This is a genomic window from Mesorhizobium sp. M1409, from assembly GCF_040317535.1.
GTDB lineage: Bacteria > Pseudomonadota > Alphaproteobacteria > Rhizobiales > Rhizobiaceae > Mesorhizobium.
In genome coordinates this window covers 1-24,542 of the sequence record NZ_JAMYKV010000057.1, presented here as the reverse complement: position 1 = coordinate 24,542, position 24,542 = coordinate 1, and the positions used below count along the sequence as shown (strand labels likewise).

Here is a 24,542-nt window from a genome sequence, read left to right as displayed (position 1 = left end):
CGCTGACCCACGCCATCGGGTAGTGGCCATCACCCCGCGGCCAGCCATTTGCGAGACTGGGCGAAGGTCTTGAAGGCCTTGGCCTCCATCGGGCGGCCAAAAAAGTAGCCCTGCAGGATATCGCAGCCGAGCTCTTTCAGGATGCGCGCGTGCTCCATCGTCTCGACGCCTTCGGCAACCACTTCGATGCCGAGCGATTTGCCGATCTCGATGATCGACTCCACCAGGTGCCGCTGCGCCATCGAGCCGGTGATGGGCGTGATCAGCTGGCGGTCGATCTTGAGGCGGCGCGGCTGCAGCTTGAGCAGCGAGACGATCGAGGCATGGCCGGTGCCGAAATCGTCGATCTCGATATCGATGCCGAGATCCTTGATGTGTTCGATGTTCCAGTTGACCAGATCATCATTCTCGTCGAGGAAGATGGATTCCACCAGCTCGAACGATATGGTTCCCGGCTTGATGGCGAGCTTGCGCAGGCCCTCGATCAGGTCCTTGTCCTCCAGGCGCCTGGCCGAGACGTTGACCGACACGCGCGGGATATTGAGGTGGGCGCGCGACCAACGCTCGAAATTGTCCAGCGCGTGCTTGAGGACGATGCGGTCGATCAGCGTCACGACATTGAGCTCTTCGGCCACCTTCAGGTAGGCGTCGGGGGCCAGGATGCCGCGTCGCGGATGTTTCCAGCGCGACAACGCCTCGACGCCGACGATCTCGAGCGACTTGGCGTCGAACTGCGGCTGGTAGTAGGCGATGAATTCGTTCCGCTCCAGTCCGCTCAGGATCTCATCGGCGGTCTGCTTGGTCCGCACGATCTCGCTCTGCAGCTCCTCGTTGAAGAACTCGTAGCGGTTGCGCCCACGGCCTTTGGCCCGGTAAAGCGCGAGATCGGCGTTGACGAGCAACTGCTTCACGTCGACCCCGCTGTTGGCGGCAATGCCGATGCTGACCCCGAAGCGGCACGGATGGCCCCGATAATCGACAGGCTGGCGCATCTCCTCGATGATGCGGTCGGCGAGTGCCGAGAGCTCGTCGTCGTCACGCCCATGGGTCACCACGACGAACTCGTCGCCGCCGATGCGTGCAACGAAATCGGCGGAGCCGGCATTGGCCTTGATGACCTTCGAAGCCTGCACCAGCATGGCATCGCCGGCTGCGTGGCCGAGCGTGTCGTTGATTTGCTTGAAGCGGTCGAGGTCCAGATGCAACATCGCCGTGCGGCGGTCGGGTTCTTCGGTTTCGGCCAGCATCTCGTCGAGATAGCGGCGGTTGGGCAGGCCGGTGAGCGAATCGTGCAGCGCCACATGCTCGATGCGTGCCTTGGCCAGCTTCAGCTCGGCGTTCTTGGATTCCGACAACTGGCGCTCGCGAATGAGGTTCTCGTTGAGCAGCACGTCGCTGGTCACGTCCCATTCGGCGCCGATCAACTTGGGCGTGCCGCCAGTGCCCTGAACGAAGCTTGCGCGCGTGCGCACATGGCGTATGGCGCCATCGGGGCGCAAGAGCCGGTATTGTGAGGAATAGGGGCCTTTTTTCGCCGCGGCCGAATCGAAATCTTGTTTTGCACGCTCGATATCTTCGGGATGGATAGCCTGCGCCCAGTCGCCATAGCTGCGCGGCTTGCCGTCGGCGGACTTGCCGTAGATTTCGTTGACACGATCGTCCCACACCAGTTCGTTGGTGGCGAGGTCGTGTTCCCATACGCCGATGCCCGAGGCATCCAGCGCCAGTTCCAGACGACCGGACAGGCGCCTCAGCTCGGCGTCGTTTTTCTGCCTTTCGCCGAACAGCCGCCCGGCAATGAGGATCGGCAGCACCACCAGCGCGCCGGCGAGCAACATCAGCGACCGCAACGTCCACTCGTTCTTCGGAGCCGCTGGCCAGCCACCCTTGGGGATGGCCGAAATTCGCCACGATCCTGAAGGCAGTTGCACATCGGCGGACACGGGGTTGCCGGCGACGACATTGTCGCCGCCGAAGAAACGTTCACCGCCGGCGCCCAGCGCATCCTTGCCGATGAGCGCGACATCGATGTCGAGATCGGGGTTGGTCAGCCCGCTCGCCGCATAGAGCCGGTCGACATCGACCACAGCCGAGACGATGCCCCAGAAGCGGGTGCCGCCGCTCGCGGTCGGCACAAAGACCGGGATGCGGCCGATGAAGCCGCGCCCGCCCTGCGCCAAGTTGACCGGGCCGGCGAGCACCAGCGCGCGCTGGTCGCGCGCCCGTAGCGCCGCCATGCGTTGCGCCTCGTTCTTGCGGTAATCGAGCCCGATCGCCTTCTCGTTGCCTTCCATCGGATACATCAGTGAGATGACGAGGTCGGGCGCGCCGGCGATGTTGTGCAACTGTGATTTCTGCCCGAACAGGTTGCGCGCAAGCGAGGCAAATCTCTGCTGGCCCATATAGGGCTCCGTAACGATGGTCGAGACAAGTCCCTGAACAAGCTGAAGATTGCCGTTTATGTTGCCTTCGAGCTTGGCGCGGATGATGCTGACCTTGGCCAGTACATCGGCACGTGCCAGTTGATCGGAGACCCTTTTGTTCTGCTGGTCGGCAACGAGGGCGCAGACCAGGAGCACGACAAAAGCGATCGCCGCCGGCAAATTGGCGGAAGAAAAAATGGCCCGTCTTACGCGGCCGAGACTGAATTCCGTTGTGGCCAATTCGACCCGAACACCTTCCTGAACAGCAGCCCCCACTCGATCCTAGTAGCAAACGCTTAAATTTGCCCTTCCAGGCTGACGGGAAGTTTCAGCATCAAACTCCGCGGGCATTTCAGCTCGCACGCTGAACCAGTGCTGATGCTGGTGCGCGATTACATGTCGCTGACCGGACTTTCCAAATTGGATTGATCGCGAAAGCCGCCGGCAACACTCAGTCCGATCTGGTCGGCGGCCAGCTGCAAAAGCTGCACACGCGAGGCGACCTCCAATTTGCGATAGATGTTGTTCATATGGATTTTCAGTGTGCCTTTGGAGATGCTGATATCGGACGCTATGCGTTCGTACGGCGTCTCCGTGGCTACCAGTCGGGTGATCTCCATCTCTCGCCTGGTCAGCCGCGACGACAGTTTCTGCCATTTTGTCCGGCGGGACGCCTCGTTGTGCATGGCCTTGCCGACAATCTCGGCCGGCAGCCAGCGGCCACCCGCGGCAACCTCGTGGAGGCATCTGAGCAGCGCCTCGACGGCGGTCTCCTTGAACACGATTCCGGCAACGCCGACCGCGACCGCGTCATAGAGCTGGGCTTGCGAGGCACCGACCGTCAAAATCACGCAAAGCGTTGCAAGGCCCTGCCTGCCGATTTCCGCGGCGATGTCGAGACCGCTCAGTCCCGGCATGCTGATGTCGAGCACGGCGACATCAGGCACGTCGCGCCGGATCATGGCCATGGCGACGGTGCCGTCCTGCGCCGAACCGACGACCCGGAAACCGGGATCGCGGGCAATCAGGTCGGTCAGGCCGTGCAACAGCAGTGGATGGTCGTCGGCGACGAAAACCGTAGTGACCATCTTCATCTCGCCAGCAGCCGGCCTTCGGTGCCACGGCTCCATGCCGAAAAAATGTTATCGATGGGCGGCGACCAGCGTTTGTGCCCGATCATGACGTCTTCTCCCCTCTGCGTGTGTCCACGACGCGCGTTCTTGCCGGAAGCGAAAATTGCAACCCAGCCCGCATCCCCGAAACGTGAGCCATCCTGACAGAAGCAGCGCGGCCACGCAAAACATTAGCAAATGCTTAGTTAATCTGGAAGCGGCCCCTCTAGCAAGACGCATTGAAAAAGACACCGGTCAAGAGCACTGATGCTAGTCTTCATCTTAAAAAAACTACCATCATATTCAGAAAAAGTTTTCAATTTGGCTCGTGAAGCTCAATCTCGGAAAATAATTGGGCCGGAGACACAATGTTATTCTCGCGTGGAAGAAGCACTTTTTCGAAATTAACGCTGCCTTGCTGTCTATAACCGAAGGTATATGGACGGCCGCATTGCAACCTGCGAAATATGGTTTGGGAAATATTAACGTCTGGGCGATCGTTGGGGATCGTGTAGGGGTTGGGGGCTTTGGGTGTGGGCGTTGCAGTCAGTCCGACGGCGGACCGGTTCCGTCATGCGGGAACAACTGTGTCCGGCGAATGGGAGGCAGTCTCTCCGCCGGTCTTTTTCTGTTCAAAGCTTTGTCACGAAACGATTGCTCGCCGGCCTGGCCGCGTTTTGCGGACAGCCGAATGCTTTGCGCTGCAACAGGTTTGGGTAGTCAGCCGCCTTGCGCGGCTAACAAGGGAACGCGCCTGCGGGCGTAGGAGGAGTTAGAAAATGGCCGATACCGTGATCGATCTGACCGATGGAACCACCTCGTGGACATTGACCGACGGCACCATTCTTACGGCCGAGCCGCAAGGTGAGGCCGGTACGGGCAACTACGACACGTTCCTTGTGCTTGGCGCGAAAGGCACGGAAAGTGGCTTCAACACCGACGGCAATCCGCTCCCGCTGGATGACAAGCAGCCGGCGCACACGAACGCACTTCTGCTGACCGACATGCAGGTGGTGACCGACGCAGATGGCCACGACTATTACGTCTTCAAACTCGACGCCAACGAGCCGAACAGCACAACTGGAGGGGTATTGTCCCTCACCTCGTTGCAGATCTATTCGGCCTCGGATCCGAATATCACCAGCCTCCCGACGCTTCAGGGCCAGCAACTGCTTTATAATATGGATGGGAACGTCACCGACGGCGACGTTACCGTTCAGTTGAATGCCGGCAGCAACGCGCCGGCCGGCAGTGGCCAAGGCGATCTGTTCGTTTACATCCCCACCAGCTTCTTCACCAGCGCAACCGGCGGTTATGTCTATCTGTATTCGACCTTCGGCAATACCAGCGACGCCAATGCGGGCGGTGGATTTGAGGAGTGGGGGGTTATCACCTCGGCCGGCGACAATCAGGCGCCAACAATTGCCGTTGAAAAGACGGCCAATCCGACATCGATCAACGAAGGTGTCGCCACCCAGGTCACCTACACCTATGCGGTGACGAACACGAGCCCGGCCGGTGCGGCCGACCCGCTGACGCTGACTTCGCTGGTCGACGACAATGCGACGCCGGGAAGTCCGGGCGACGACATCAACCTGCTCGACGGCTTCGTGGCCAACAGCACACACGGCACCCACTATGTGTCCGGCGATACCGACAATGACTACCTTGTCGACAGCAACGAGACCTGGACGTTCAACGCGACCGTCAACATCGCCGCGCACGATGCTGGAAGCAGCATCGTCAACACGGTGGTGGTGCATGCCCATGACGACGACAGCACCAATGATGTGTCCGCCAGCGACACGGCGACGGTGACAGTGACGGATGTCGCGCCGGCGATTGCTATCGAAAAGACTGTCGACACGACCGAGATCGACGAAGGCGAGGCGAAGACCGTCACCTACACCTACAAGGTGACGAACACGAGCGCCGCCGGTGCGTTCGATCCGCTGACGCTGACCTCGCTGATCGACGACAATGCGACGCCGAATGACACCAGCGACGACATCAACCTGCTGAACACGAGCCATACCGGTGACAGCAACAACGATGGGCTGCTCGACTTCGGCGAGACCTGGGTCTTCACGGCCGCCGTCAACATTGCAGCCCACAATGCCGGCTCCATCACCAACACGGTGGTGGTGAATGCCAATGACGACGAAGGCACCGGCGCGCCGCCCGCCAGCGACGACGCAACCGTGACGGTGAAGGATGTCGCGCCGTCGATTGCCATCGATAAAACCGTCGACACGACCGAGATCGACGAAGGCGAGGTGAAGACCGTCACCTACACCTACAAGGTGACGAACACGAGCGCCGCCGGTGCGTTCGATCCGCTGACGCTGACCTCGCTGATCGACGACAATGCGACGCCGAATGACACCAGCGACGACATCAACCTGCTGAACACGAGCCATACCGGTGACAGCAACAACGATGGGCTGCTCGACTTCGGCGAGACCTGGGTCTTCACGGCCGCCGTCAACATTGCAGCCCACAATGCCGGCTCCATCACCAACACGGTGGTGGTGAATGCCAATGACGACGAAGGCACCGGCGCGCCGCCCGCCAGCGACGACGCAACCGTGACGGTGAAGGATGTCGCGCCGTCGATTGCCATCGAAAAGACCGTCGATGCCAATCATGATGGCATCTTCAATTCTTCCGAAACCGTTCAGTCGGGGGCGCAGAACGCCACCTATCACTACGAGATAACCAACACGAGCCCGGCCGGGGCACTTGATCCGTTGACGCTGACCTCGCTCGTCGATGACAACGGCACGGCAAATACCGGCGACGACATCGACCTGCTCAATGGCTTCGTGGCCAACAGCTCGCACGGCACCCACTATGTATCCGGCGATACCAATGGCGACTACCTAGTCGACATCGGCGAGACCTGGCTCTTCACCGCGACCAGCGCCTTCAACCTGCTTCCAAATGCGGATTCCAGGACCAACACCGTCGAAGTCGCCGCTCATGACGATGACAGTCTGGACGAGGTCACGGCCCAGGATACCGCAACCGTATCGTCGTTCGCCGGCCCCGGGGTGCGCACGCCCGGGTTCTGGAGTAATCTCGGCAAGTCGTTCTGGGACGGGATTGACGGCGTCGGCAAAATTGGTCCGAACTTTGCATTGGCCGAACTGCGCTACGCCGTCGATTCGGATCACAGCGGCACAGTGGATTCAAAAGCCGGCCTTCTGATCGGTGATTACAACAAGGATGGACTGACTACCGGGAATGAAGACACATTCTTCATCTCCTATGCCGACGCCCTCAAGGTGATCGACGCATCCTCCAAGGACTTGCAGGATACGCGCTTTGTGCTTGCCCGCGATGCAGTAGCCACCTGGCTCAACTATCTGGCCGGGAATCCGATCGGTGACGCAACTGATCCCAACAGCCCGCACAAATATCTCGACCAGGCGATCGACTGGCTGCAGGTGACGAATGGTGGGAATTCTTCCGATCACTTCGAGGATTGGGGTGGCGGAAATGCGGTGAAGGCGAGCAGCGCGGCCTGGAACGTCGGACTGGATGCTGAGTCTCTCACCGCCGGATCCGAACTTGCCGGAAACCTCATCCACCAGGAGCTTGATTTCTACAACAACACCGGCATGACGTTCGAAGGGGCGATATTGCACATCTACGCTAATGATGGCGGCTGATCAGGAAGCGCTCGGCATGACACCGCTGGTCAGATTTCTCAGGCTCATCATCGGCGCCAGCGTGTTTACGCTTGTATTGGGCGGAGTCGAGCTGACAGCGCTGGAAAGCAGCACACGCTGGGCGGTTCTTGGGGGAACGCTCGGCGTGCTGCTTTTGCTCTATGTATGGAGCTCTCCTCGCCGCGGGACCGTTGACAATCCGCGCCCCGTTCGCATGGCCGACGGCAAGCCACAACCGGGAAGGGCAAAGCGGCCGGGGGCGCGGCCCGAACGCTCCGAGCTCGCGGCTGCATTGGCCGCGTGCCGTTCAGCCCTGGCTTCGGTCGCGCTTTTCAGCGGCGTGCTCAACGTGCTGATGCTCGCCGGCTCGCTCTACATGCTCGAAGTCTACGATCGCGTGCTGCCGAGCCGCAGCATGCCGACGCTCATCGGCCTCAGCGTGCTCGTCGCCATCCTTTATGCCGGGCAGGGCGTGCTCGATTTCATCCGAGGCCGCATCCTGGTGCGCATCGGCGGCGCCCTCGACGAGGCGCTCGGCGCCCGCATCTATTCCAGCGTCCTCAAGCTGCCGCTCAAGGTCGGGCGCAACGGCGACAGCATGCAGCCGGTCCGCGACCTCGACAGTGTGCGCAATTTCCTGTCGGGCACCGGTCCGACCGCGCTGTTCGATCTGCCATGGCTGCCGCTCTATCTGGCGATCATCTTCATGTTCCACGCGCTTCTCGGGCTGACAGCCCTGGTCGGGGCGATCGTGCTGGTCCTTTTGACGATCTATGCCGAGCGGCTGACCCGCAAGCCGGTCACCTCGGGCACCCAGGCCGGAATCGTGCGCAACGGCCTGACCACGGCCGGCAACCGCAACGCGGAAATCATCGCTGCACTCGGCATGGGCGGTCGGATGGCGAAGCGATGGGAGGAGGCCAATCGCGACTATCTCGCCGAGCAGCGTAGCGTCAGCGATATCGCCGGCGGCTTCGGCGCCGTGTCCAAGGTGCTGCGCATGCTGCTGCAATCGGCGATGCTCGGCGTCGGCGCCTGGCTGGTGATCGAGCAGCAGGCGACGGCCGGTATCATCATCACCGCGTCGATCCTCAGCGGTCGCGCGCTGGCGCCCGTCGATATGGTCATCGCCAACTGGAAAGGTTTCCTGACGGCGCGACAAGGCTGGCAGCGGCTGACCAGGATTCTCGCCGCCGTGCCGGCCGACGCCGAGCCGATGGCGATGCCGAAGCCGCACCGCCACGTCTTCATGCAGAGCGTCAGCGTCGCGGCGCCGGGCACGCAGCGGCTGCTGGTACAGGACGCCAGTTTTGCGCTGGAAGCGGGACACGCCGTCGGCATCATCGGCCAGAGCGGCTCGGGCAAGTCGACCCTGGTCAGGGCGCTTGTCGGTGCCTGGCCGCCCGCCGCCGGCAGAATCCGGCTCGATGGCGCCGACCTCGACCAGTGGTCGCCGGAGGATCGTGGCCGCTTTGTCGGCTATCTGCCGCAGGACGTCGAGCTGTTTGCCGGCTCGATCGCGGAGAACATCGCGCGTTTCGAGCCCGACGCCGATCCCGCCTTGATCATAGCCGCCGCCAAAGTGGCCGGCGCGCATGATCTCATCGTCGGTTTCCGAGACGGTTACGAGACGCAGCTCGGCGAACTCGGCGAGGCGGTTTCGGCGGGCCAACGCCAGCGCATCGCGCTGGCCCGCGCGCTCTATCGCGATCCTTTCCTGGTGGTGCTCGATGAACCCAATTCCAACCTCGACGCCGAAGGCGAGCAGGCGCTGTTCCAGGCGATTGTCTCTGTGCGGCAGCGCGGCGGCATCGTCGCGCTCGTGGCGCACCGGCCTAGCGCGCTCGTCACGGTCGACTTCGTCCTTGCCATGAACCAGGGCCGCGTCCAGGCGTTCGGCCTCAAGGAAGACGTCCTCAACAAGCTGTTTCCGCGGCCACAACCGACGGTGGCCGCCGTGCCGCACCTCAGGCTCGCCACCGAAGAGCCGGCGACGCGGCCTGGCGTGGCCGCGGCTGGTGAATGAGGCTCCACGATGCTTAGCCCCTCCCACCAATCCATTCGACGCTACATGCGTTTCGGCCTCATTGCTGTCGCGCTGCTGGTCGGCGGCGTCGGCGGCTGGGCCTCGCTGACCCGGATTTCGGGAGCGGTCATCGCGTCGGGGGTCCTCGTCGTCGATTCCCACGTCAAGGATGTGCAGCATTCGACCGGCGGCATCGTCGGCGAGATCGCGGCGCGTGACGGTGATCGCGTCAAGCGCGGTGCGCTGCTTGTGCGCCTCGACCCGACCATGCCGGCGGCCAATCTCGCCGTCGTCACCAAGGCCCTCGACCAGCTGTCGGCGCGTGAGGCGCGTCTGGAAGCCGAACGCCAGGGCGCCGACGCCATCGCCTTTCCGCAGGACCTTCTCGACCGACGCGGCGATCCGGCGATCGCCGAGATCATTGCCGGCGAGGAACAGGTTTTCGGGACGCGGCGGGCGGCTCGTTCCGGTCAGAAGAGCCAGTTGCAGGAGCGCATCCTCCAGCTGCAGAAGGAGATCGGCGGCGACACCGCCCAGGCTGATGCCAAGACGCAGGAAATCGCGCTTGTCGAGGAGGAACTGGCCAGCATTCGCGCGCTATGGAAAAAGCGGCTGATCTCCATCGACCGCCTGACCGCCATGGAGCGCGAGTCGGCGCGGCTCGACGGCGAGCGCGGCCAGTTGACGGCCGCCCTGGCGCAGGCCCAAGGCAGGATCGCCGAGATCAATTTGCAGATCATCCAGATCGACCTCGAGCTCAGCACCGACGTCAACAAGGATTTGCGCGAGATCGACGGCAAGGTCGGCGAACTGACGGAGCGCAAGATCGCCGCCGAGGACCAGCTCAGGCGTATCGACATTCGCGCGCCGCAGGACGGCGTCGTGCAGCAGTCCATCGCCCATACGATCGGCGGCGTCATCACGCCTGGCCAGACGATCATGCAGATCGTGCCCGACAGCGACAGCCTGACTGTCGAGGCCAAGATAGCGCCGAGCGATATCGACCAGCTCTGGATCGGCCAGCCGGCGGCGCTGCGCTTCTCGGCCTTCAACCAGCGCACCACGCCGCAAATCAACGGCACGGTCGAACGGACCTCGCCGGATACGACAACGGACCAGCGCACCGGCATCAGCTACTACACCGTCCGCATCGCGACCACGAGCTCCGAGGTGGCGCGCCTCGGCGAGGTCAAGCTGGTTCCAGGCATGCCGGTCGAATCCTTCATCAAGACCGCCGACCGGACCGTGATCTCCTACCTCGTCAAGCCGCTGCAGGACCAGATCAGCCGCGCCTTCAGGGAATGAGAAGACGCTCGGCAACGCCAACCCTTTGATCTTTACCCTAAAGATCCGCCTCGGCGAAGATCCGCGACGCCCAATCGAGGAAGACGCGCAGGCGTGGCGAGAGCTGTCTGTTTTGCGGGTAAAGCGCCGACAGCGGCGTGGGTGAGGGCGGGTAGTCGGCCAGCACCTCGACCAGCCTCCCATCGGCAAGGTCCTTCTCGAAGCGATAGCGCGGCGCCTGGATGAGGCCGAGCCCAAGCCGGGCCAGATCGGCGGCGGTGTCGGAATTGTTGGCCGTCACGCGGCCCGGCAGCCGGACCTCGCGGGTCTTGCCGCCGACGGTGAACTCGAACGGAAGGGTCTCGCCGGTGCGCGACGAGACGAAGCCCACCGCCTGGTGACCGTCGAGCGTATCGGGGGAGGCGGGCGTGCCGTGGCGCTCGAGATAGGCGGGGCTGGCGCAGGTGATCTCGCGGATGACAGCCAGGCGGCGCATGATCATGCCGCTGTCGGGCGGCTCGCCGACGCGTATCACGCAGTCCACCCCCTCGCGCACGAGATCGACCAGCCGGTCGCTCTGGCCGATCTGCAGGTCGATCCTGACATACCGGGCAAGGAATTCCGGCAGGCGCGGCAACAGGAACGTGCGGGTGAGCAACGTGCTGGCGTCGATGCGCAGCAGGCCAAAGGGCTCGGCGTTGCGGAAGGCGGCCTCGGCATCCTCGATCTCGGCCAGGATCGACAGGCAGCGCCGATAGTAGGCCTCGCCGTCCTGCGTCGCGTTCACCTGCCTGGTCGTGCGTTCCAGGAGGCGGGCGCCGAGATGCTCTTCCAGCCGCCGGATCGCTTCCGTCGCGGTTGAACGCGACAGGCCGAGATCGGCCGCGGCAGCGGTGAAGCTGCGCCGCTCCAGAACGCGGACGAAGAGCCGCATCGTGTCCAGCCGATCCATGGCCTTTGTTCGCAGTTTCCGAATAGTGATGTCAACAGGCGGCTGATTATCCGGAAAGTGGCTTGGCCTATATCCGTGTGATCAAGCGGAGACACTTCCATGACAAATGATCAAACCAGAACGGCGATCGTGACCGGCGCCTCCAAGGGCATCGGTGCCGCGATCGCGCAGCGGCTCGCCCGCGACGGCGTTGCCGTCGTCGTCAACTATGCACGGGGACGCGCGGAGGCCGAGGAGCTTGTGCGCGCCATCGAAGCCGGCGGCGGCAAGGCGATCGCCGTACAGGCCGATATCGCCGATCCGGCCGGCATAGCGGCGCTGTTCGACGCTGGCGAGAAGGCGTTCGGCGGCATCGACATCCTCGTCAACAATGCCGGCGTCATGAAGACGTCGCCGATCGCGCAGACCGATGACGCCTCGTTCGACACGCAGGTCGCGATCAATCTCGGCGGCGTGTTCCGTGGCATGCGGGAAGGCGCGCGCCGGCTTCGCGACGGCGGCCGCATCGTCAATTTTTCCAGCAGCGTCGTCGGTCTCTACCAGCCGGGCTACGGCGTCTACGCCGCCACCAAGGCAGGCGTCGAGGCAATGACCCACATCCTGGCCAAGGAGCTTGGCGCGCGCCGTGTCACCGTCAACGCGGTGGCGCCCGGACCGATCGAGACGGCACTGTTCACGGACGGCAAGAGCGAGGCGCAGATCGAGGCCATCGGCAAGATGATCCCGCTCGGCCGGCTCGGCCAGCCCGACGATATTGCCGGGTTGGTTTCATTCCTGGCCGGGCCGGACAGCGGCTGGGTCAACGGACAAATCATCCGCGCCAATGGCGGCGTGATCTGAGGAAAGACAATCTTGATCACCGGCGCTTCAGCGGCTTCGGCGAATTGCTCCATCCCAAAGCCTGAAACCCACCTCACACAGCAAGGAAACCACCATGCCATTCGCCAACATCAAGATACCGCAGGCCGCGCTTTCCAAGGCGCAGAAGGAAGACCTCATCCATCGCACGACCGCCATGTTCGTCGACTTTTTCGGCGAGGGCGTACGTCCTTACACGATGGTGCTGGTGGAGGAAGTCGCGGACGGCGGCTATGGCCGGGCCGACGAAGTGTTTGTCGTGCCGGAAGTTTTTCGCGCAAAGGAATAGCTGCGGATCAGACCTTGGAGAGGGGTCATTTCACAAACGACCCCTAGCTGCCTCAGCCGTCTTTCGTCGCCCCAATCCAATCGGTCCCCACTTCGGCGAACAGCCAGTCGCGGAACGCCCTGATCTTCTTCTGGCGCAGCGAGCCGTCGCGGTAGACGACGTAGTAGCGCGAGGCGGATTTCAGCGCGAGGTCGAAGGGACGCACCAGCCGCCCCGCCGCCAGATCGGCCGAGACCAGCGCGCTTCGGCCGAGCAGCACGCCTTCGCCATGCACCGCGGCCTCGACGGCGAAGGTGGCGGAATCGAAGCGCACGCCGCGCTTGGGGTCGACGTCGCCGACGCCGGCATGTTGCAGCCATGTCGCCCAGTCGATGCGAAAGGCGTCATGGATCAGTTTGTGATGCCTGAGATCCCCGGGCAGGCGCAACGGATGTTCGCCTTGCAGCAGCTCCGGGCTGCAGACAGGGAAGACCTCTTCAGGCGGCGCGGAAATCGATGTCGCCGGCCGGCAAGGGGTCGCCAAGAGCAAGGATGGTCGCAACCTCAGGGGTCCTCGACCTCGTCGAGCGCCGCATCTCCCCATGCGGCGCTGTCGTGTGGGAGCTTGCCCGAAATTGTGGCGGAGGTCGACAATTTGGCGATTAGTCCTGTCCTGCGTTGTCGAAGGACGGCGTGGCTCTAGGTGAAATCATTCTCATTTCCCCACGTCGGCGCTGCCTCTCACCTGCCTGCCGGCATCCTCTCCCCGTAAACGGGGCGAGGGACGCTCGCGCCTCGGCTTTCGCCAATCGTCAATGGTTGACCTCACCAGCCATCCGCCCGATAGGTCCGCTCCAAGCATACCACCCGAGAAACCCCGATGCCTTCAGACACCAACCTCCACGACGCGCCCGCCCCGGACACCACCTGGCAGGCCGAAATCCGCGCCGGCGTCCGCCATGTGCGCGATCTCGCCTCCCTGCCGCTGTCGCCCTCCGAGCGCGCGGCGGCCCAAGCCGCGGCGGCGAACCACAAGGTGCGCGTTCCCAAAGCCTATCTCGACCTGATCGACTGGAACGACCCGGCCGATCCGATCCGGGCGCAGGTCATCCCGTCGCCGGACGAACTTGTCGAACAGGAGGGTGAACTCGACGATCCGATCGCCGACCATGAATTCAGCCCGGTGCCGCGGCTGACGCATCGCCATGCCGACCGGGTGCTGTTGTTCCCAACCTATCAATGCGCGGTCTATTGCCGGTTCTGCTTTCGCAAGGAATCGCTGACCTCGATCGGCCGCGGCTATACGCGCGAGGCGCTGGAGCCGGCGTTGGCCTATATCGCCGATCACTCCGAAATCCGCGAGGTGATCCTGACCGGCGGCGATCCGCTGTCGCTGCCCGATAAGGCGCTGGCCGAAATCTTCGCGCGCATCGAGGCGATCCCGCATGTGCGGCTGCTGCGCCTCCACACGCGCGTGCCGGTGGCGCTGCCCTCGCGCATCACGCCGGGGCTGGTCGCGGCTTTGCAGGGCCGGCTCATGGTCACAATCGTCACCCATTTCAACCATCCTCGGGAGATCACGCCCGCGACCGAGACAGCTTGCCGGACGATGCGCCAGGCGGGCTTCGTGCTACTCAACCAGAGCGTTCTGCTCAAGGGCGTCAACGATACGGTCGAGGTGCTGGAGGAGCTCTGCCGCGAGCTGATGTATCGCCTCGGCGTCAAGCCCTACTATCTGCACCACGGCGACCTTGCGCGTGGCATGGCGCACCGGCGCACGACGATCGCGCAGGGCCAGGCGCTGGCCAGCGCGCTGCGGGCGCGGCTGTCGGGCATCTGCAACCCAGTCTATGTGCTCGACCTGCCGGAAGGTGGCGGCAAGGTGCCGATCGGGCCTTGCTATGTCGAGGGACGGGACGGGGAGGGCTGGCGGCTGCGCGGGCTGGATGGGGCGGTGAGGGAGTATACGGAGATCGTTGGCGCGCAGGAGGCTTCGAAGTTTCCGACTGCCGGCTCGTGACGCCAGGAAGCTTTCCACCGGATAATCCTACTGCGTCATAGCGACCGTTCATAATGGCCAGCGTCTGCGCTGCCCCTCACCTGCCTGCCGGCATCCTCTCCCCGTGTATAGTGACGGAGAGAGGGTACTGCTATCGGCGATTTTGCCAATCTCCAGCGTTGCGGGAAGAACGCCGGCGTTGCGGTCAGCCGCTGCGTGATCATGTCCGTGGGGCGCGGGCGTCGCCCTAGCGTTTTTCTGGAACCAGCCTTGAGGTCCCGCATTCTATAAGCAGCAGCTTAAGGAGTGTGTCGTGAGGGCGGTGTTGGGACTGGTCTGCGGCTTCGTGCTGACCCTTGCGATCTTCGCTAGCGGACTGGGATTCGCCGTCTGGCTGCTTGCCGCGAAGCCGCCGCGCCAGGCATCTGCCACCGTCAGCGTGGCGGAGCTGTGGACCAAAAAAGCGCGGCCGGTGAACAAGGCGGCGCAGAGCCTCGAGCGCTTGCCGGCCGAGCAGTCCGCGTCCCCCGATATCGCCGCCAAGCCCCGGGAAACGGCATCTGACCCCACCGTCACCGGCGCCATCGCGCCCGGCGCGGCGGAACTGCCGCCTCCGCATCTCGCCTGGTGCGCCAGCCGCTATCGTTCCTACCGGCCGGACGACAACAGCTACCTGTCCTATAGCGGGCAGCAGCGCCCCTGCATCTCGCCTTATCTCGACGTCGCCGACCGCGCCGCCCAGCCCGCCTCCGGCTATGGCGCCGGCGCCGGGTTGGGCGTCTACGCAGCCGACGACGGCGGCGCCGAGCTTTCCGCCGACCATGTCGACTATTGCTTCAGCCGCTACCGTTCCTACCGCCCGGAAGACAACAGCTACCAACCATACTCCGGCGGACCGAGACGGCAATGCCAATAGCGTGGCGAGCCCGCGCGCCGCAGAGCATGGCGCGATCCCGTCACGAATTTTTTGGATCGTTCGGGTTGGCGCGGCGTTTATCCCTGACCCAAGGAGGACCCTAGACATGGACGACGACCGGAACGACAGGATTCGTGAGCGCGCATACCAGATCTGGGAACGAGAAGGCAGGATGCATGGCGACCCCGAGCGGCACTGGCATCAGGCCGAGGCGGAGATCGACAGGGAGGCCGCGCTGCCGCTGAAGGCGGGCGATGCGCAAACCGGCGAGATCGCCAGCACCGACGTGCTGGAGGTCGAGGCGCTGGCGGTGCGCACCGGCATATCGGGCGACGAGGCGCAGGCGCTGATCGACCGGCTGGGCCACGACCGCGCCGCCGTCGAACAAGCCGCGCGCACCCTCAAGACCAAAAGGCGGCGGAGCCCTGATGAGGGACAAGCGAAATGATCCGAAAACTGAAAGACGGAAAATACCGCCTCTATTCACGCAAGAAGGACGAAAAGACCGGCAAGCGGCGGAACCTCGGCACGTTCGATACGCGGGAGGCTGCGGAGAAGCATGAGAAGGAGGTGCAGTATTTCAAGCGGCATTGAGGGGTGCCCATTCAATCATCCGCGCGAGATCTTCACGTACCGAACAGCCGCACCCAGCCCCGCGAGGTCCAACTCGCGGCGTGAGGCTGGAGCGCACGATGCACCGCTGACCAAATTGTCATGCCGCGCGGCGTCGGCATGACAATTTTCGCCACTTCGCTGGCCTCTTGCAGGTTTCCCCACTCTTTGGCTTCAGTGTTTCTCAAACGATCTTGACGCGCCGCGTCACCTGGCCATTGCTCTCCCAGTATGTGTGCTTCTTGGCAATCAAGGGATCGTCCATTGCCGGTTGAACCTGTCCCGTGGTGCTGACCGCGCGCGAGGTCACCGTGTGTTCTCCCGGCGACGGGTTTGCCCAAGGCAGGGACCAGATTTTCCAGGCGTGTTCGGCCTCCTCGCTGTGGTCGATGGTCGCTGGCTCCCAGGGCGCTTGATCGATTTGCACCTCGACCCGGTCGATCGGTGCCCCCCAGGCCGCGCCGATGATGGCATAGTCCGAGCCTTTCCGGGTGACCTTCGCGGGTGCCGACTTTAGAAGCGCCCGGCCCACCGAGGTCTCGGCCCACACGGTCTCGCCATTGTGGTCTTCCTCGCGGATGGTGACATAGTCGCGGGCCATCAGAAGGTTCATGAACCTTGTGTCGCGAACCTCGATGCGCTTCAGCCATTTGACGTTGGCGATCCCGTACCAGCCCGGAGCAATGAGCCGCAGCGGGGAACCGTTGGGCGCCGGCAAGGCGGCGCCGTTCATTTCATAGCAGAGAAGATTGTCGGGGCTCATCGCGTCGGCGAGCGACATGCTGCGAGCGAAATTCTGCTTCATCTTCACGTCGCGTATCGGGATCTCGCTTTCGTCGGTACCGAAAAAGACGACCTCGATGCCCTTCTCCAGAACGCCGGCTTCCTCGAGGATCGGCGCCAGCGGCGTCCCTGCCCAGCGGGCATTGCCGATGCCGCCGGTGAAAAAGGGAAACCCGTGATTGCCCGAGCATTCCACCGTGAAAACCACCTCCTTGCGCGGCCGCGCCTTGATGTCGGCGAGCGACAGCTTCAGGGGCTTCTTGACCAGGCCCTCGATCTCCATGGACCATGTCTTCTCGTCGATCGTCGGTCGATTGAAATGCGAGATGCTGAAGAACTTGTCGTTTGGCGTTATCCAGCTATCCAGATCCTCCCAGACAAGCTGCGTCTTGATACCTTCCGGATTGGGGTTTTCGGTCGGCTGATCCAGCCACGGAACGACTTCCTCGCCCGCCTGTGCTGGAAAAGCGTAGGCGCGACGCGAAAGAGCAGCGATTGCGACAAGAGCCGCGCTTCCCCCGACAAGAAGTTCCCTGCGTTGAATGCCATGCATGTTGTTTACCTCCCAGTTGATCCGGAACAGGCTGCAACGTGCGATAGGCCGTAGCCTGATCACGGATAGGCGACACAATAAAAACCATGCCCAGCCGGAAGTATCCGGATAGGTCAGACAATCACCGACGCACCTCAAGCAGTGTTGGGCGAAACTCTAGCATGCGTTTCGCAACCCAAGAGTGCGCCTTTGAAAAGGACGTGTCCACAACTTGGACGGGACATGACAATTTTGTGGCAGACAGGTTTCCTGTCGTGCCATTGCTGCTCAAATCGCGACAGGCCGGCCCTTCGGTGGGGCGCGCGAGGGCGGAGGCGCTGAAGTTGCGCCGCCGGGATCGCCGGGTGGCGAGTTCCGACGTGCTGGAGGTCGAGGTGTTGGCGATGCGCACCGGCATATTGGGCGATGAGGCGCAGGCGCTGGTCGACAGGCTGGGCGGCGCGGACGTGGAGCAGGCCGCGCGCAGCCTCAAGGGCAAGCGGAAATCCCGATCGGGGAGAGCAAGATGATCCGGAAACTGAAAGGCGGATAATGCCGGCTGAATTCACGCCAGAAGGACGAGAAGACCGGGAAAAGGCGGAATTTGGGGACGTTTGATACGCGCGAGGCGGCCGAGAATCATGAGCGGAGGTGCAGTATTTCAAGCGGCATTGAGGGACGTGCACTCAGCCTGCCGCATCAAGCTTACAGAATTGTATGTGCCTGAGGCTATGTCGCGGCAATTAGGTCAGGAAACCGACTTGGCCTTAAGCCGGGGTTTCGTGTAGTGCGAAAAAATGACCTCTCTTCCAGCGGGCCACGTATTCGTTAAACCGAGATCTACCAACCTCGCTCATAAGTCGAGCGAGTATTCCGTTCGAATCCTGATTGCGAAACCTGGTAAGATTTTCCAGCAGCAAGCCAGTTGCAGATGTCTCCGGCAGGTCGATTTTGGAACGACTCCAAATTGACTTAAGGAACTGTGCCGAAACACCAATGTGAGATTCAAAATCGGCATCTTTGGTTCCGAGATAAGCAGCTAGTTTTTCGTATAGCGTACCTGAAATAGTACCCGCCACCGGCAGCAAGGCTTCTAACGAAAACGGCTCAACCGATACAAATCCGTGCCGTCGCTCTGCCAATTTGGCAGAGAGTTCCGAATATCTACCCATATCAATCAATCCTCGTCGCTGGGCATACATGAAGACCGGCTGCAACCATGCTGTTGGAGTCTTGAAATACTCGTATGCCAATGTACGGTAAGCTAGGTCGTCCGACAAAAGGATCATCCCATTTTCAGCTGCAACCGCCGCGCTTCCAACAAGATCGATTCCTAGTTGCGCTAGGCGCTCTTCAATCGCCGCTGGCAAATTTGAAGGGAGGCGTACCGCTGCGACCCGCATTTCATTCCGGATTACAGTTTCGCGTTCTTCCAATAGGCTCCGCCGTTGTTCAATAGTCTCCGGCGTATTCTCAATTAGGTAGAATTCTCCCTTGTAGAAAGTCGCCGACCCAGTTTTTCGCCCAGTATCTGGTAAATAATCTTCTTTCAGTTCTCCTATGTCATCGACTGAGGTTCTTGCAATCACCAATTCCCCAAAGACAGATTTGAGAACGTCAATAGCGTTAATATCAACGGCGGTCCAAAAAGTGAGGGTGTCGAGCACTACGCCGCGGGACTCGCTTTCAGCAATCCAGCGAAGGGCGCTCTCCCGCTCCGGTGATGTACCTCTGCAACATTTAATCTCGCCGCCGGTTGCTCTTACCGTTTCCATGAATGCGATGACGCTCCCACCCCCCGCCTCAGCCATCAACTGTACGGGAAGCAACCCCTTTTTGTAGGCTTCGAGCGTTCGATCGCGATGCTCTCCGTGCTTGCGCGTCACGTCCAGAAATTGGGACACGTCACCGTCACGAGCCGTGATCGTCCAAAACCCAGGGTGATCCGGGAAACGCTCGTTGAATTGCGCGGTGATATCGTGAAACACATGAAGGTAGCGGCTTTTGATCTGGGAGACCCGCCATACTTGGTCTCCTGCGGGGTGACTAACGGTTATCTCGTCGCCGACAGCTTTCCCTAATGTCTGCTGCGCATAGCGATGAGAGAGCCCATAAATTCGCTCTATCGGTCGATCTGGGCCTTCTTCAATCAGAAATGAGTTAACTTGCTGGTCGGGACCGGTTATCTCCACCCAGTTACCATCACCTACCCTGTCCGGAGAGTTCAATACTTCAGCTGACTCTGCAATAAGAATTAAACCTGCGTAGTGAAGATTAGTCGACGGATCGTCGCGCCCTTCTTTTAACGCCCTGTATCCGAATTTTATCGCCTCGGTAGGTCTGCCCATCCTAAGTATTATCTGCGCAACGCGCATTTTGTCGAGGGGGGAGCCTTCAAGTGCTTCCGTTGATATAGATGCTATAAGGTCAGATAGTGAATGGTAGCTGCCTGTTTTCCGCCCAATAGTTTGTGCTAGCAGTATCAACGCGCGGCAATCCTTGGGTTTTAGATCCAAGAAGGAGCGAAAGCGTGTCTCTGCTTCATCCAAGTCTCCGCTGTGGTAGTGATATATTCCTTCAAGGCATAGGTGCCGCTTTCCATTCCTGAGTGAAGGTTCTAACGACTCGAAGAACTTGCCTCCGCTTGCACGCGACGGAATTGCATAGGCATGTGCGTTAGCCAACATCCAAAGTTCAGAGTTGTCTTGGCTTAAGTCGACGCGGCCGTCGAGCATTCTGATAACGATACCGTAGAGTTCCTTCCCCATGGCGTAGTGCGCAACCATCGCTCGAGAAGAGAAATCGGCGCTGTCGTTTGCCACACTGATGGCGTTCTGGAATGCTTGGTTTTCCAAGCCCTCTGCGTCGAGATCTCGTGCTAAGCCCGCGGCAACGATACTGGCTCTCGGATTGCTTTCCGTTTCCCTCACTAAGTCCGTAGCCATTGTCCTCGCGGCGGCACTATCGACGTTCTTTGCGTGCGCACACTTGATTAGCGCTGCTATGACATCCCTTTCGGTCTCAGGCAGAGTCTCGGTTTCGGCAGGCGTCACGCTGCGAAGGAAAGCCCAGTCGGATCTGCGTGCCGCAATCTGAGTTGCCAGCAGGAGCGAATTCCCGGATCGCTCTAGCTTTGGGAATGAGACATCGAGGAGATTGGTGTCATTTACCTCGAAGCCAATCTGCGCTCCCAAGGCCAGCAAGTTCTGATCGGCGGGCGCAATCCTTAGCGCCTCTAGAATGACCATTCTGGCCTTCTCCATGGCCCCCATTGTGTGCAAAGACACGAGATAGTTGGCTATGTACGCTAGGTGGTCCCGTCTTGCCGGAACATCATGTTGTCGAATGCTCTCATACTGCTCTTCGAGTACTTTGGACGCGGCAGTTGCCTCTGCGCGCTCATCGTCGCTCAGTCGAACCCAATCTCGGACTTTTCTAGTTAGTCTATCTACGGTGGCATCAGCTGAGTTAAGTCTTAATTGTCGACTTTCAGGAAAACGGGTCGAAGATGCATGAGCCACTTCCCACCATTCCGGCACGTCCTCACGGTACCTCAGATAGTCGATGTAGCTGATGGCAACTTGCTCGGTAGAGCGCAGTTCTTCCGGCAGCAGATCAAGTGGTGAGCCCTTCAATGACCGATCCCTGCAAGCTTGGATCAGGTAGGCTCCTATCAATTCAGAGGCAGGAAATTTGTTCAGCGACGAGCTTGCGAGTTCAAATGCCTCCGGAAATTGCCCTTTAAGCGACAGCGCGAGAATCTTGTTCGCAAGCGACTTTTCATTCTCAGGCCAGAAGTCAGCGGCAATCAAAAGATCATCTGCGCCCTTTTGTTCATCGCCCAGCTGGACATGGCAATGCCCTATATTGGCTTTGACTCGAAACCGAATTCGTCCGGCCGTTTGTTCTTCTAAGTCAACCCAGAGGCCTTCCAATAATTTCAATGCGCTACGCGGATTGCCTTCATCGATCATCTGTCGATATCGATCAATCTCGCGATCAAGCGGTGCTTCGAGTGCTGTATCTGTAGCAGAGGGATCAGCCGGCAGCCGGGCCAATACTGCATCGATGTGGATGCTTAGGTGTTCAAAGCCTTGACGCATTTCTCGATTGCCGGCTTCTACAGCATCCCTGGTCCCTTCCGCGAAGAGGCTCACAGTCGGGTCGAAAGCGCGCATACCACGGTCCGAGTTGGCGATGCGCTCTTCAAGCGTTCGCCATCCCCAAACGCGAATGATTAGGTTCCGGCCGAGTTTAGCCTGTTCCTGCGTGAGCGTGGTGGCAAGGCGGTCGAGTCGGCCATCATTCGGTCCGGTATGAGTGACAAAATACTCCGAAATGTCGAACCCGCTGCCCAACACTTTGCGGACTTCTGCACGCAGCGTTTTCTCGTCCAGCGGCCGATTTCGGTCGATGCACTTACACTGGATTCCGACTAGCCGCCCCGCGTCGCCGTTTCGATATCCTGTTAGGTCTAATCCATATTGCTTTTGGCCGCCTCGTCCGAACCTATGGATTCCCTCATCCTGTAGGATGTCAGACCAGAGGATTACTGAAGCGCGTTCGAATGCCTCCCAATCCGCTGGAGGCTGAATCTGCGTTTGAGATAGGGCCATTGATCTGTTCTTGCAGTAAATTTCAGTCGCTGTTCAAGCACAAATTCCGAATTCCCCTGTTTTATAAAAATACACCGCCGCAGCGAAATAGTTAGATCACTGCAGAGCACGCGAAAGTCGTGAAAAGGGCGCTGCTCGCGCAGCCATCCTACCCCCCTCATTAACCATTCGTTAACCATTCCCTCGCTAGCGTTTACCTCTCAGTAAGGATTCGCAGCCAGTGACCTTTGCCGCCCCCCTCGAGGCCAAATCCATTCGCTTTCGTGCCCGCTCGTTCGTCGCTTTCACATTGACTCCTGAAGATCCCTTGGCGGCCTGGCTGGAGGGGCTGGATCACTGGATCGGCAACTCGCCCGGCTATTTTTCCGGGCGGCCGGTGGTGCTTGATCTCAACGCCTTGAAGCCCGATGTCGACGCGATCGAATCGCTGGTCGACGTGCTTGGCCATCGCGGCATCCGCATCTACGCCATCGAGCTCGACGGCCACACCGCACTCGAGCCTAACCTGCCGCCGGTGCTGGTCGGCGCCAAGGAGGCGACGACGGATGGCCTGCTGCCCGGCCGCAAGGCGCGGGAGGATGTCTCCGGAGAGGGCAAGGCCGAAGGCAGGGCGTCTGAAGCCGGCCCGGACAAGGACAAGGTCGGCAAGGCTGGCGCAAGCAAGGTGGACGAAAGCGAGCCTCAGGTTGCGCAGGAGGTTTCGGGTACGCTGATGATCAAGGCGCCGATCCGCTCCGGCCAGGCGATCGTGCATCCGCATGGCGATGTCATCGTGCTGGGTTCGGTCGCGTCCGGGTCGGAGATCATCGCGGCGGGCTCGATCCATGTCTACGGCACGCTGCGCGGGCGCGCTTCGGCGGGCGCGCTAGGCAACAAGGGCGCGCGCATCTTCTGCCGCAAGAACGAGGCCGAGCTTCTGGCGGTCGACGGCTGGTACGTGACCGCCGAGGAGATGGAAGGGGTTTCGCGCGGCAAGCCGGTGCAGGCGTTTCTCGACGGCGAGAGCCTGCGGGTTTCGACGCTGAGCTGACATTCGATAATGGGGCGGCCCACGGCCGCCCGGCAAGAACAACAAATGAACAACAACGGAGGCTTTTCAATGGGCAAGGTAGTGGTGGTCACCTCGGGCAAGGGGGGCGTCGGCAAGACGACCTCGACGGCGGCCCTTGGTGCCGCGGTCGCCAAGACCGGCAAGAAGGTGGCGCTTGTCGATTTCGACGTCGGCCTGCGCAACCTCGACTTGATCATGGGCGCCGAGCGGCGCGTGGTGTTCGACCTCGTCAACGTCATCCAGGGCACGGCGAAGCTTTCGCAGGCGCTGATCCGCGACAAGCGGGTCGACACGCTGTTCCTGCTGCCGGCCTCGCAGACGCGCGACAAGGATGCGCTGACCGAGGAGGGCGTCGGCGAAGTCATCGACAAGCTGCGCTCGGTGTTCGACTACGTGTTCTGCGACAGCCCGGCCGGCATCGAGCGCGGCGCGCAGCTCGCCATGCGCTTCGCGGACGAGGCGGTCATCGTCACCAATCCGGAAGTGTCGTCGGTGCGCGATTCCGATCGCATCATCGGCCTGCTCGACGCCCGCACCATGAAGGCCGAGCAGGGCGAGCATATCGCCAAGCACGTGCTGGTCACGCGTTACGACGCCGCCCGCGCTGCGCGCGGCGAAATGCTGTCGATCGACGATGTGCTGGAAATCCTGTCGGTGCCGCTGCTCGGCATCATTCCCGAGAGCCAGGATGTGCTGCGCGCCTCCAACCTCGGTTCGCCGGTGACGCTTTCGGAACCGCTGAACACCGCTGCCCGCGCCTATCTCGACGCCGCAAGGCGGCTCGAGGGTGAGGAATTGCCTGTTATCGTGCCCTTCGAACGCAAGGGCTTCCTCGATCGTCTTTTGGGAAGGAGGGCGGCATGAACCTGCTCGACATCTTCAAGCGGCGCTCCAGCGCGCCGGTGGCGCGCGAGCGGCTGCAAGTGCTGCTCGCCTATGAGCGCCGCAACCGCAGCCAGCCCGATCTCGTTTCCATCCTGCGCGAGGAGATCATGGCCGTCATCGCCAGGCACGTGCAGATCGACCAGGACTACCTCCAGGTCTCGATGGACCGCGGCGAGACCATGTCGACGCTGGAAATCGACATCCAGATACCCAACAAGAGCGCCGTGCCGCTGGCGATGGCTGGGTGACTTTTTACCCTCCCCCTTGTGGGGGTCCGAAGGACGGGCGAGACCCGCGGCTCGCCCCGGCAAGTCGATCCGCAACGCGGATCGGGGTGGGGGCGGCGCCATCACCCCCACCCGGACCTTCGGTCCGACCTCCCCACAAGGGGGAGGTAGGGAGCCCAGTTTTTTGCGCAGTTCCATGCCGCATCTCCATAAGAGAGCGCTATCCGCCGGCGAGCAGGGCGCGTCTTCACCCTCCCCCTTGGGGGGAGGGTCGCTGCGAAGCTGCGGGGGTGCGGCGCCGACCCCCCACCCGGACCTTCGGTC

General features: G+C 61.6%; 18 protein-coding genes and 1 pseudogene. 13 read left to right on the top strand and 6 right to left on the bottom strand.

The genetic code is table 11. The features are described from left to right. Window positions 1-29: 29 nt before the first annotated feature. Both NKG99_RS30140 and NKG99_RS30135 read right to left on the bottom strand, forming a co-directional pair. Window positions 30-2,663, bottom strand: coding sequence for a bifunctional diguanylate cyclase/phosphodiesterase (locus NKG99_RS30140; RefSeq protein ID WP_352872809.1), 2,634 nt, complete (start codon window positions 2,661-2,663; stop codon window positions 30-32). A gap of 152 nt (window positions 2,664-2,815) precedes the next feature. Continuing rightward, the gene (locus tag NKG99_RS30135; protein ID WP_352872808.1) at window positions 2,816-3,511 is read right to left on the bottom strand and encodes a response regulator; all 696 of its coding nucleotides are present in this window, start codon (window positions 3,509-3,511) and stop codon (window positions 2,816-2,818) included. Window positions 3,512-4,314: 803 nt separating this feature from the next. Here NKG99_RS30135 and NKG99_RS30130 point away from each other — a divergent pair. The 3 genes from NKG99_RS30130 (at window position 4,315) to NKG99_RS30120 (ending at window position 10,540) form a co-directional block, all read left to right on the top strand. Beyond that, complete coding sequence (locus tag NKG99_RS30130; protein WP_352872807.1) at window positions 4,315-7,209, top strand: beta strand repeat-containing protein; 2,895 nt, start codon at window positions 4,315-4,317, stop codon at window positions 7,207-7,209. Between the two features lie 214 nt (window positions 7,210-7,423). After that, window positions 7,424-9,235, top strand: a complete 1,812-nt coding sequence (locus tag NKG99_RS30125) for a type I secretion system permease/ATPase (RefSeq protein ID WP_352872826.1) — start codon at window positions 7,424-7,426, stop codon at window positions 9,233-9,235. A 45-nt stretch (window positions 9,236-9,280) separates the two neighbouring features. Further along, window positions 9,281-10,540, top strand: a complete 1,260-nt coding sequence (locus NKG99_RS30120) for an HlyD family type I secretion periplasmic adaptor subunit (protein WP_352872806.1) — start codon at window positions 9,281-9,283, stop codon at window positions 10,538-10,540. Window positions 10,541-10,577: 37 nt separating this feature from the next. Here the strand turns inward: NKG99_RS30120 and NKG99_RS30115 are convergent, their stop codons facing one another. Beyond that, on the bottom strand, window positions 10,578-11,471 hold the full coding sequence (locus NKG99_RS30115) for a LysR family transcriptional regulator (RefSeq protein WP_352872805.1): 894 nt from the start codon (window positions 11,469-11,471) through the stop codon (window positions 10,578-10,580). 99 nt (window positions 11,472-11,570) lie between these two features. On the opposite strand from NKG99_RS30115, the gene NKG99_RS30110 reads away from it, so the two are divergent. Then, window positions 11,571-12,311, top strand: coding sequence for an SDR family oxidoreductase (locus NKG99_RS30110; RefSeq protein ID WP_352872804.1), 741 nt, complete (start codon window positions 11,571-11,573; stop codon window positions 12,309-12,311). 94 nt (window positions 12,312-12,405) lie between these two features. After that, window positions 12,406-12,618 (top strand): tautomerase family protein, encoded by a 213-nt coding sequence (locus tag NKG99_RS30105; RefSeq protein WP_352872803.1) that lies wholly within the window; start codon window positions 12,406-12,408, stop codon window positions 12,616-12,618. Between the two features lie 52 nt (window positions 12,619-12,670). Here NKG99_RS30105 and NKG99_RS30100 read toward each other — a convergent pair. Next, a pseudogene (locus NKG99_RS30100) lies at window positions 12,671-13,096 on the bottom strand (LysR substrate-binding domain-containing protein); the annotation flags it as partial. Between the two features lie 381 nt (window positions 13,097-13,477). Here NKG99_RS30100 and NKG99_RS30095 point away from each other — a divergent pair. The 4 genes from NKG99_RS30095 to NKG99_RS30080 all read left to right on the top strand — a co-directional run bounded on the left by NKG99_RS30095 (window position 13,478) and on the right by NKG99_RS30080 (window position 16,106). Then, window positions 13,478-14,617 carry a KamA family radical SAM protein gene (locus NKG99_RS30095; RefSeq protein WP_352872802.1) on the top strand — a complete coding sequence of 380 codons (1,140 nt, stop codon included), beginning with the start codon at window positions 13,478-13,480 and terminating at the stop codon, window positions 14,615-14,617. 292 nt (window positions 14,618-14,909) lie between these two features. Then, window positions 14,910-15,512, top strand: a complete 603-nt coding sequence (locus NKG99_RS30090) for a BA14K family protein (RefSeq protein ID WP_352872801.1) — start codon at window positions 14,910-14,912, stop codon at window positions 15,510-15,512. Window positions 15,513-15,618: 106 nt separating this feature from the next. Further along, complete coding sequence (locus NKG99_RS30085) at window positions 15,619-15,960, top strand: DUF2934 domain-containing protein (RefSeq protein WP_352872800.1); 342 nt, start codon at window positions 15,619-15,621, stop codon at window positions 15,958-15,960. Further along, window positions 15,957-16,106, top strand: coding sequence for a hypothetical protein (locus NKG99_RS30080; RefSeq protein WP_010910556.1), 150 nt, complete (start codon window positions 15,957-15,959; stop codon window positions 16,104-16,106). Before NKG99_RS30085 ends, NKG99_RS30080 begins: the two co-directional genes overlap by 4 nt. 202 nt (window positions 16,107-16,308) lie before the next feature. On the opposite strand, the gene NKG99_RS30075 is transcribed toward NKG99_RS30080, so the two are convergent. Further along, a complete protein-coding gene (locus tag NKG99_RS30075) occupies window positions 16,309-17,460 on the bottom strand; it encodes a sulfite oxidase (RefSeq protein WP_352872799.1) in 1,152 nt (383 codons plus the stop codon). Window positions 17,461-17,693: 233 nt separating this feature from the next. On the opposite strand from NKG99_RS30075, the gene NKG99_RS30070 reads away from it, so the two are divergent. Next, window positions 17,694-17,969 (top strand): hypothetical protein, encoded by a 276-nt coding sequence (locus NKG99_RS30070; RefSeq protein ID WP_352872798.1) that lies wholly within the window; start codon window positions 17,694-17,696, stop codon window positions 17,967-17,969. A gap of 237 nt (window positions 17,970-18,206) precedes the next feature. On the opposite strand, the gene NKG99_RS30065 is transcribed toward NKG99_RS30070, so the two are convergent. Beyond that, a complete protein-coding gene (locus NKG99_RS30065) occupies window positions 18,207-22,055 on the bottom strand; it encodes a tetratricopeptide repeat protein (protein WP_352872797.1) in 3,849 nt (1,282 codons plus the stop codon). A 220-nt stretch (window positions 22,056-22,275) separates the two neighbouring features. Between NKG99_RS30065 and minC the strand changes: the two genes are divergently transcribed. The 3 genes from minC (at window position 22,276) to minE (ending at window position 24,239) form a co-directional block, all read left to right on the top strand. Further along, the gene (gene minC, locus NKG99_RS30060; protein ID WP_352872796.1) at window positions 22,276-23,085 is read left to right on the top strand and encodes a septum site-determining protein MinC; all 810 of its coding nucleotides are present in this window, start codon (window positions 22,276-22,278) and stop codon (window positions 23,083-23,085) included. Between the two features lie 69 nt (window positions 23,086-23,154). Beyond that, the gene (minD, locus tag NKG99_RS30055; RefSeq protein ID WP_352872825.1) at window positions 23,155-23,970 is read left to right on the top strand and encodes a septum site-determining protein MinD; all 816 of its coding nucleotides are present in this window, start codon (window positions 23,155-23,157) and stop codon (window positions 23,968-23,970) included. Continuing rightward, on the top strand, window positions 23,967-24,239 hold the full coding sequence (minE, locus tag NKG99_RS30050) for a cell division topological specificity factor MinE (RefSeq protein ID WP_352872795.1): 273 nt from the start codon (window positions 23,967-23,969) through the stop codon (window positions 24,237-24,239). Before minD ends, minE begins: the two co-directional genes overlap by 4 nt. The last annotated feature ends 303 nt before the right edge of the window (window positions 24,240-24,542 follow it).

Bases quoted from the DNA above. Each gene is read 5' to 3' on its own strand.
- NKG99_RS30135 (WP_352872808.1), bottom strand. From the start codon at position 3,511: ATGGTCACTACGGTTTTCGTCGCCGACGACCATCCACTGCTGTTGCAC.
- NKG99_RS30130 (WP_352872807.1), top strand. From the start codon at position 4,315: ATGGCCGATACCGTGATCGATCTGACCGATGGAACCACCTCGTGGACA.
- NKG99_RS30125 (WP_352872826.1), top strand. From the start codon at position 7,424: ATGGCCGACGGCAAGCCACAACCGGGAAGGGCAAAGCGGCCGGGGGCG.
- NKG99_RS30120 (WP_352872806.1), top strand. From the start codon at position 9,281: ATGCGTTTCGGCCTCATTGCTGTCGCGCTGCTGGTCGGCGGCGTCGGC.
- NKG99_RS30115 (WP_352872805.1), bottom strand. From the start codon at position 11,471: ATGGATCGGCTGGACACGATGCGGCTCTTCGTCCGCGTTCTGGAGCGG.
- NKG99_RS30110 (WP_352872804.1), top strand. From the start codon at position 11,571: ATGACAAATGATCAAACCAGAACGGCGATCGTGACCGGCGCCTCCAAG.
- NKG99_RS30105 (WP_352872803.1), top strand. From the start codon at position 12,406: ATGCCATTCGCCAACATCAAGATACCGCAGGCCGCGCTTTCCAAGGCG.
- NKG99_RS30095 (WP_352872802.1), top strand. From the start codon at position 13,478: ATGCCTTCAGACACCAACCTCCACGACGCGCCCGCCCCGGACACCACC.
- NKG99_RS30085 (WP_352872800.1), top strand. From the start codon at position 15,619: ATGGACGACGACCGGAACGACAGGATTCGTGAGCGCGCATACCAGATC.
- NKG99_RS30080 (WP_010910556.1), top strand. From the start codon at position 15,957: ATGATCCGAAAACTGAAAGACGGAAAATACCGCCTCTATTCACGCAAG.
- NKG99_RS30075 (WP_352872799.1), bottom strand. From the start codon at position 17,460: ATGCATGGCATTCAACGCAGGGAACTTCTTGTCGGGGGAAGCGCGGCT.
- NKG99_RS30065 (WP_352872797.1), bottom strand. From the start codon at position 22,055: ATGGCCCTATCTCAAACGCAGATTCAGCCTCCAGCGGATTGGGAGGCA.
- minD (WP_352872825.1), top strand. From the start codon at position 23,155: ATGGGCAAGGTAGTGGTGGTCACCTCGGGCAAGGGGGGCGTCGGCAAG.
- minE (WP_352872795.1), top strand. From the start codon at position 23,967: ATGAACCTGCTCGACATCTTCAAGCGGCGCTCCAGCGCGCCGGTGGCG.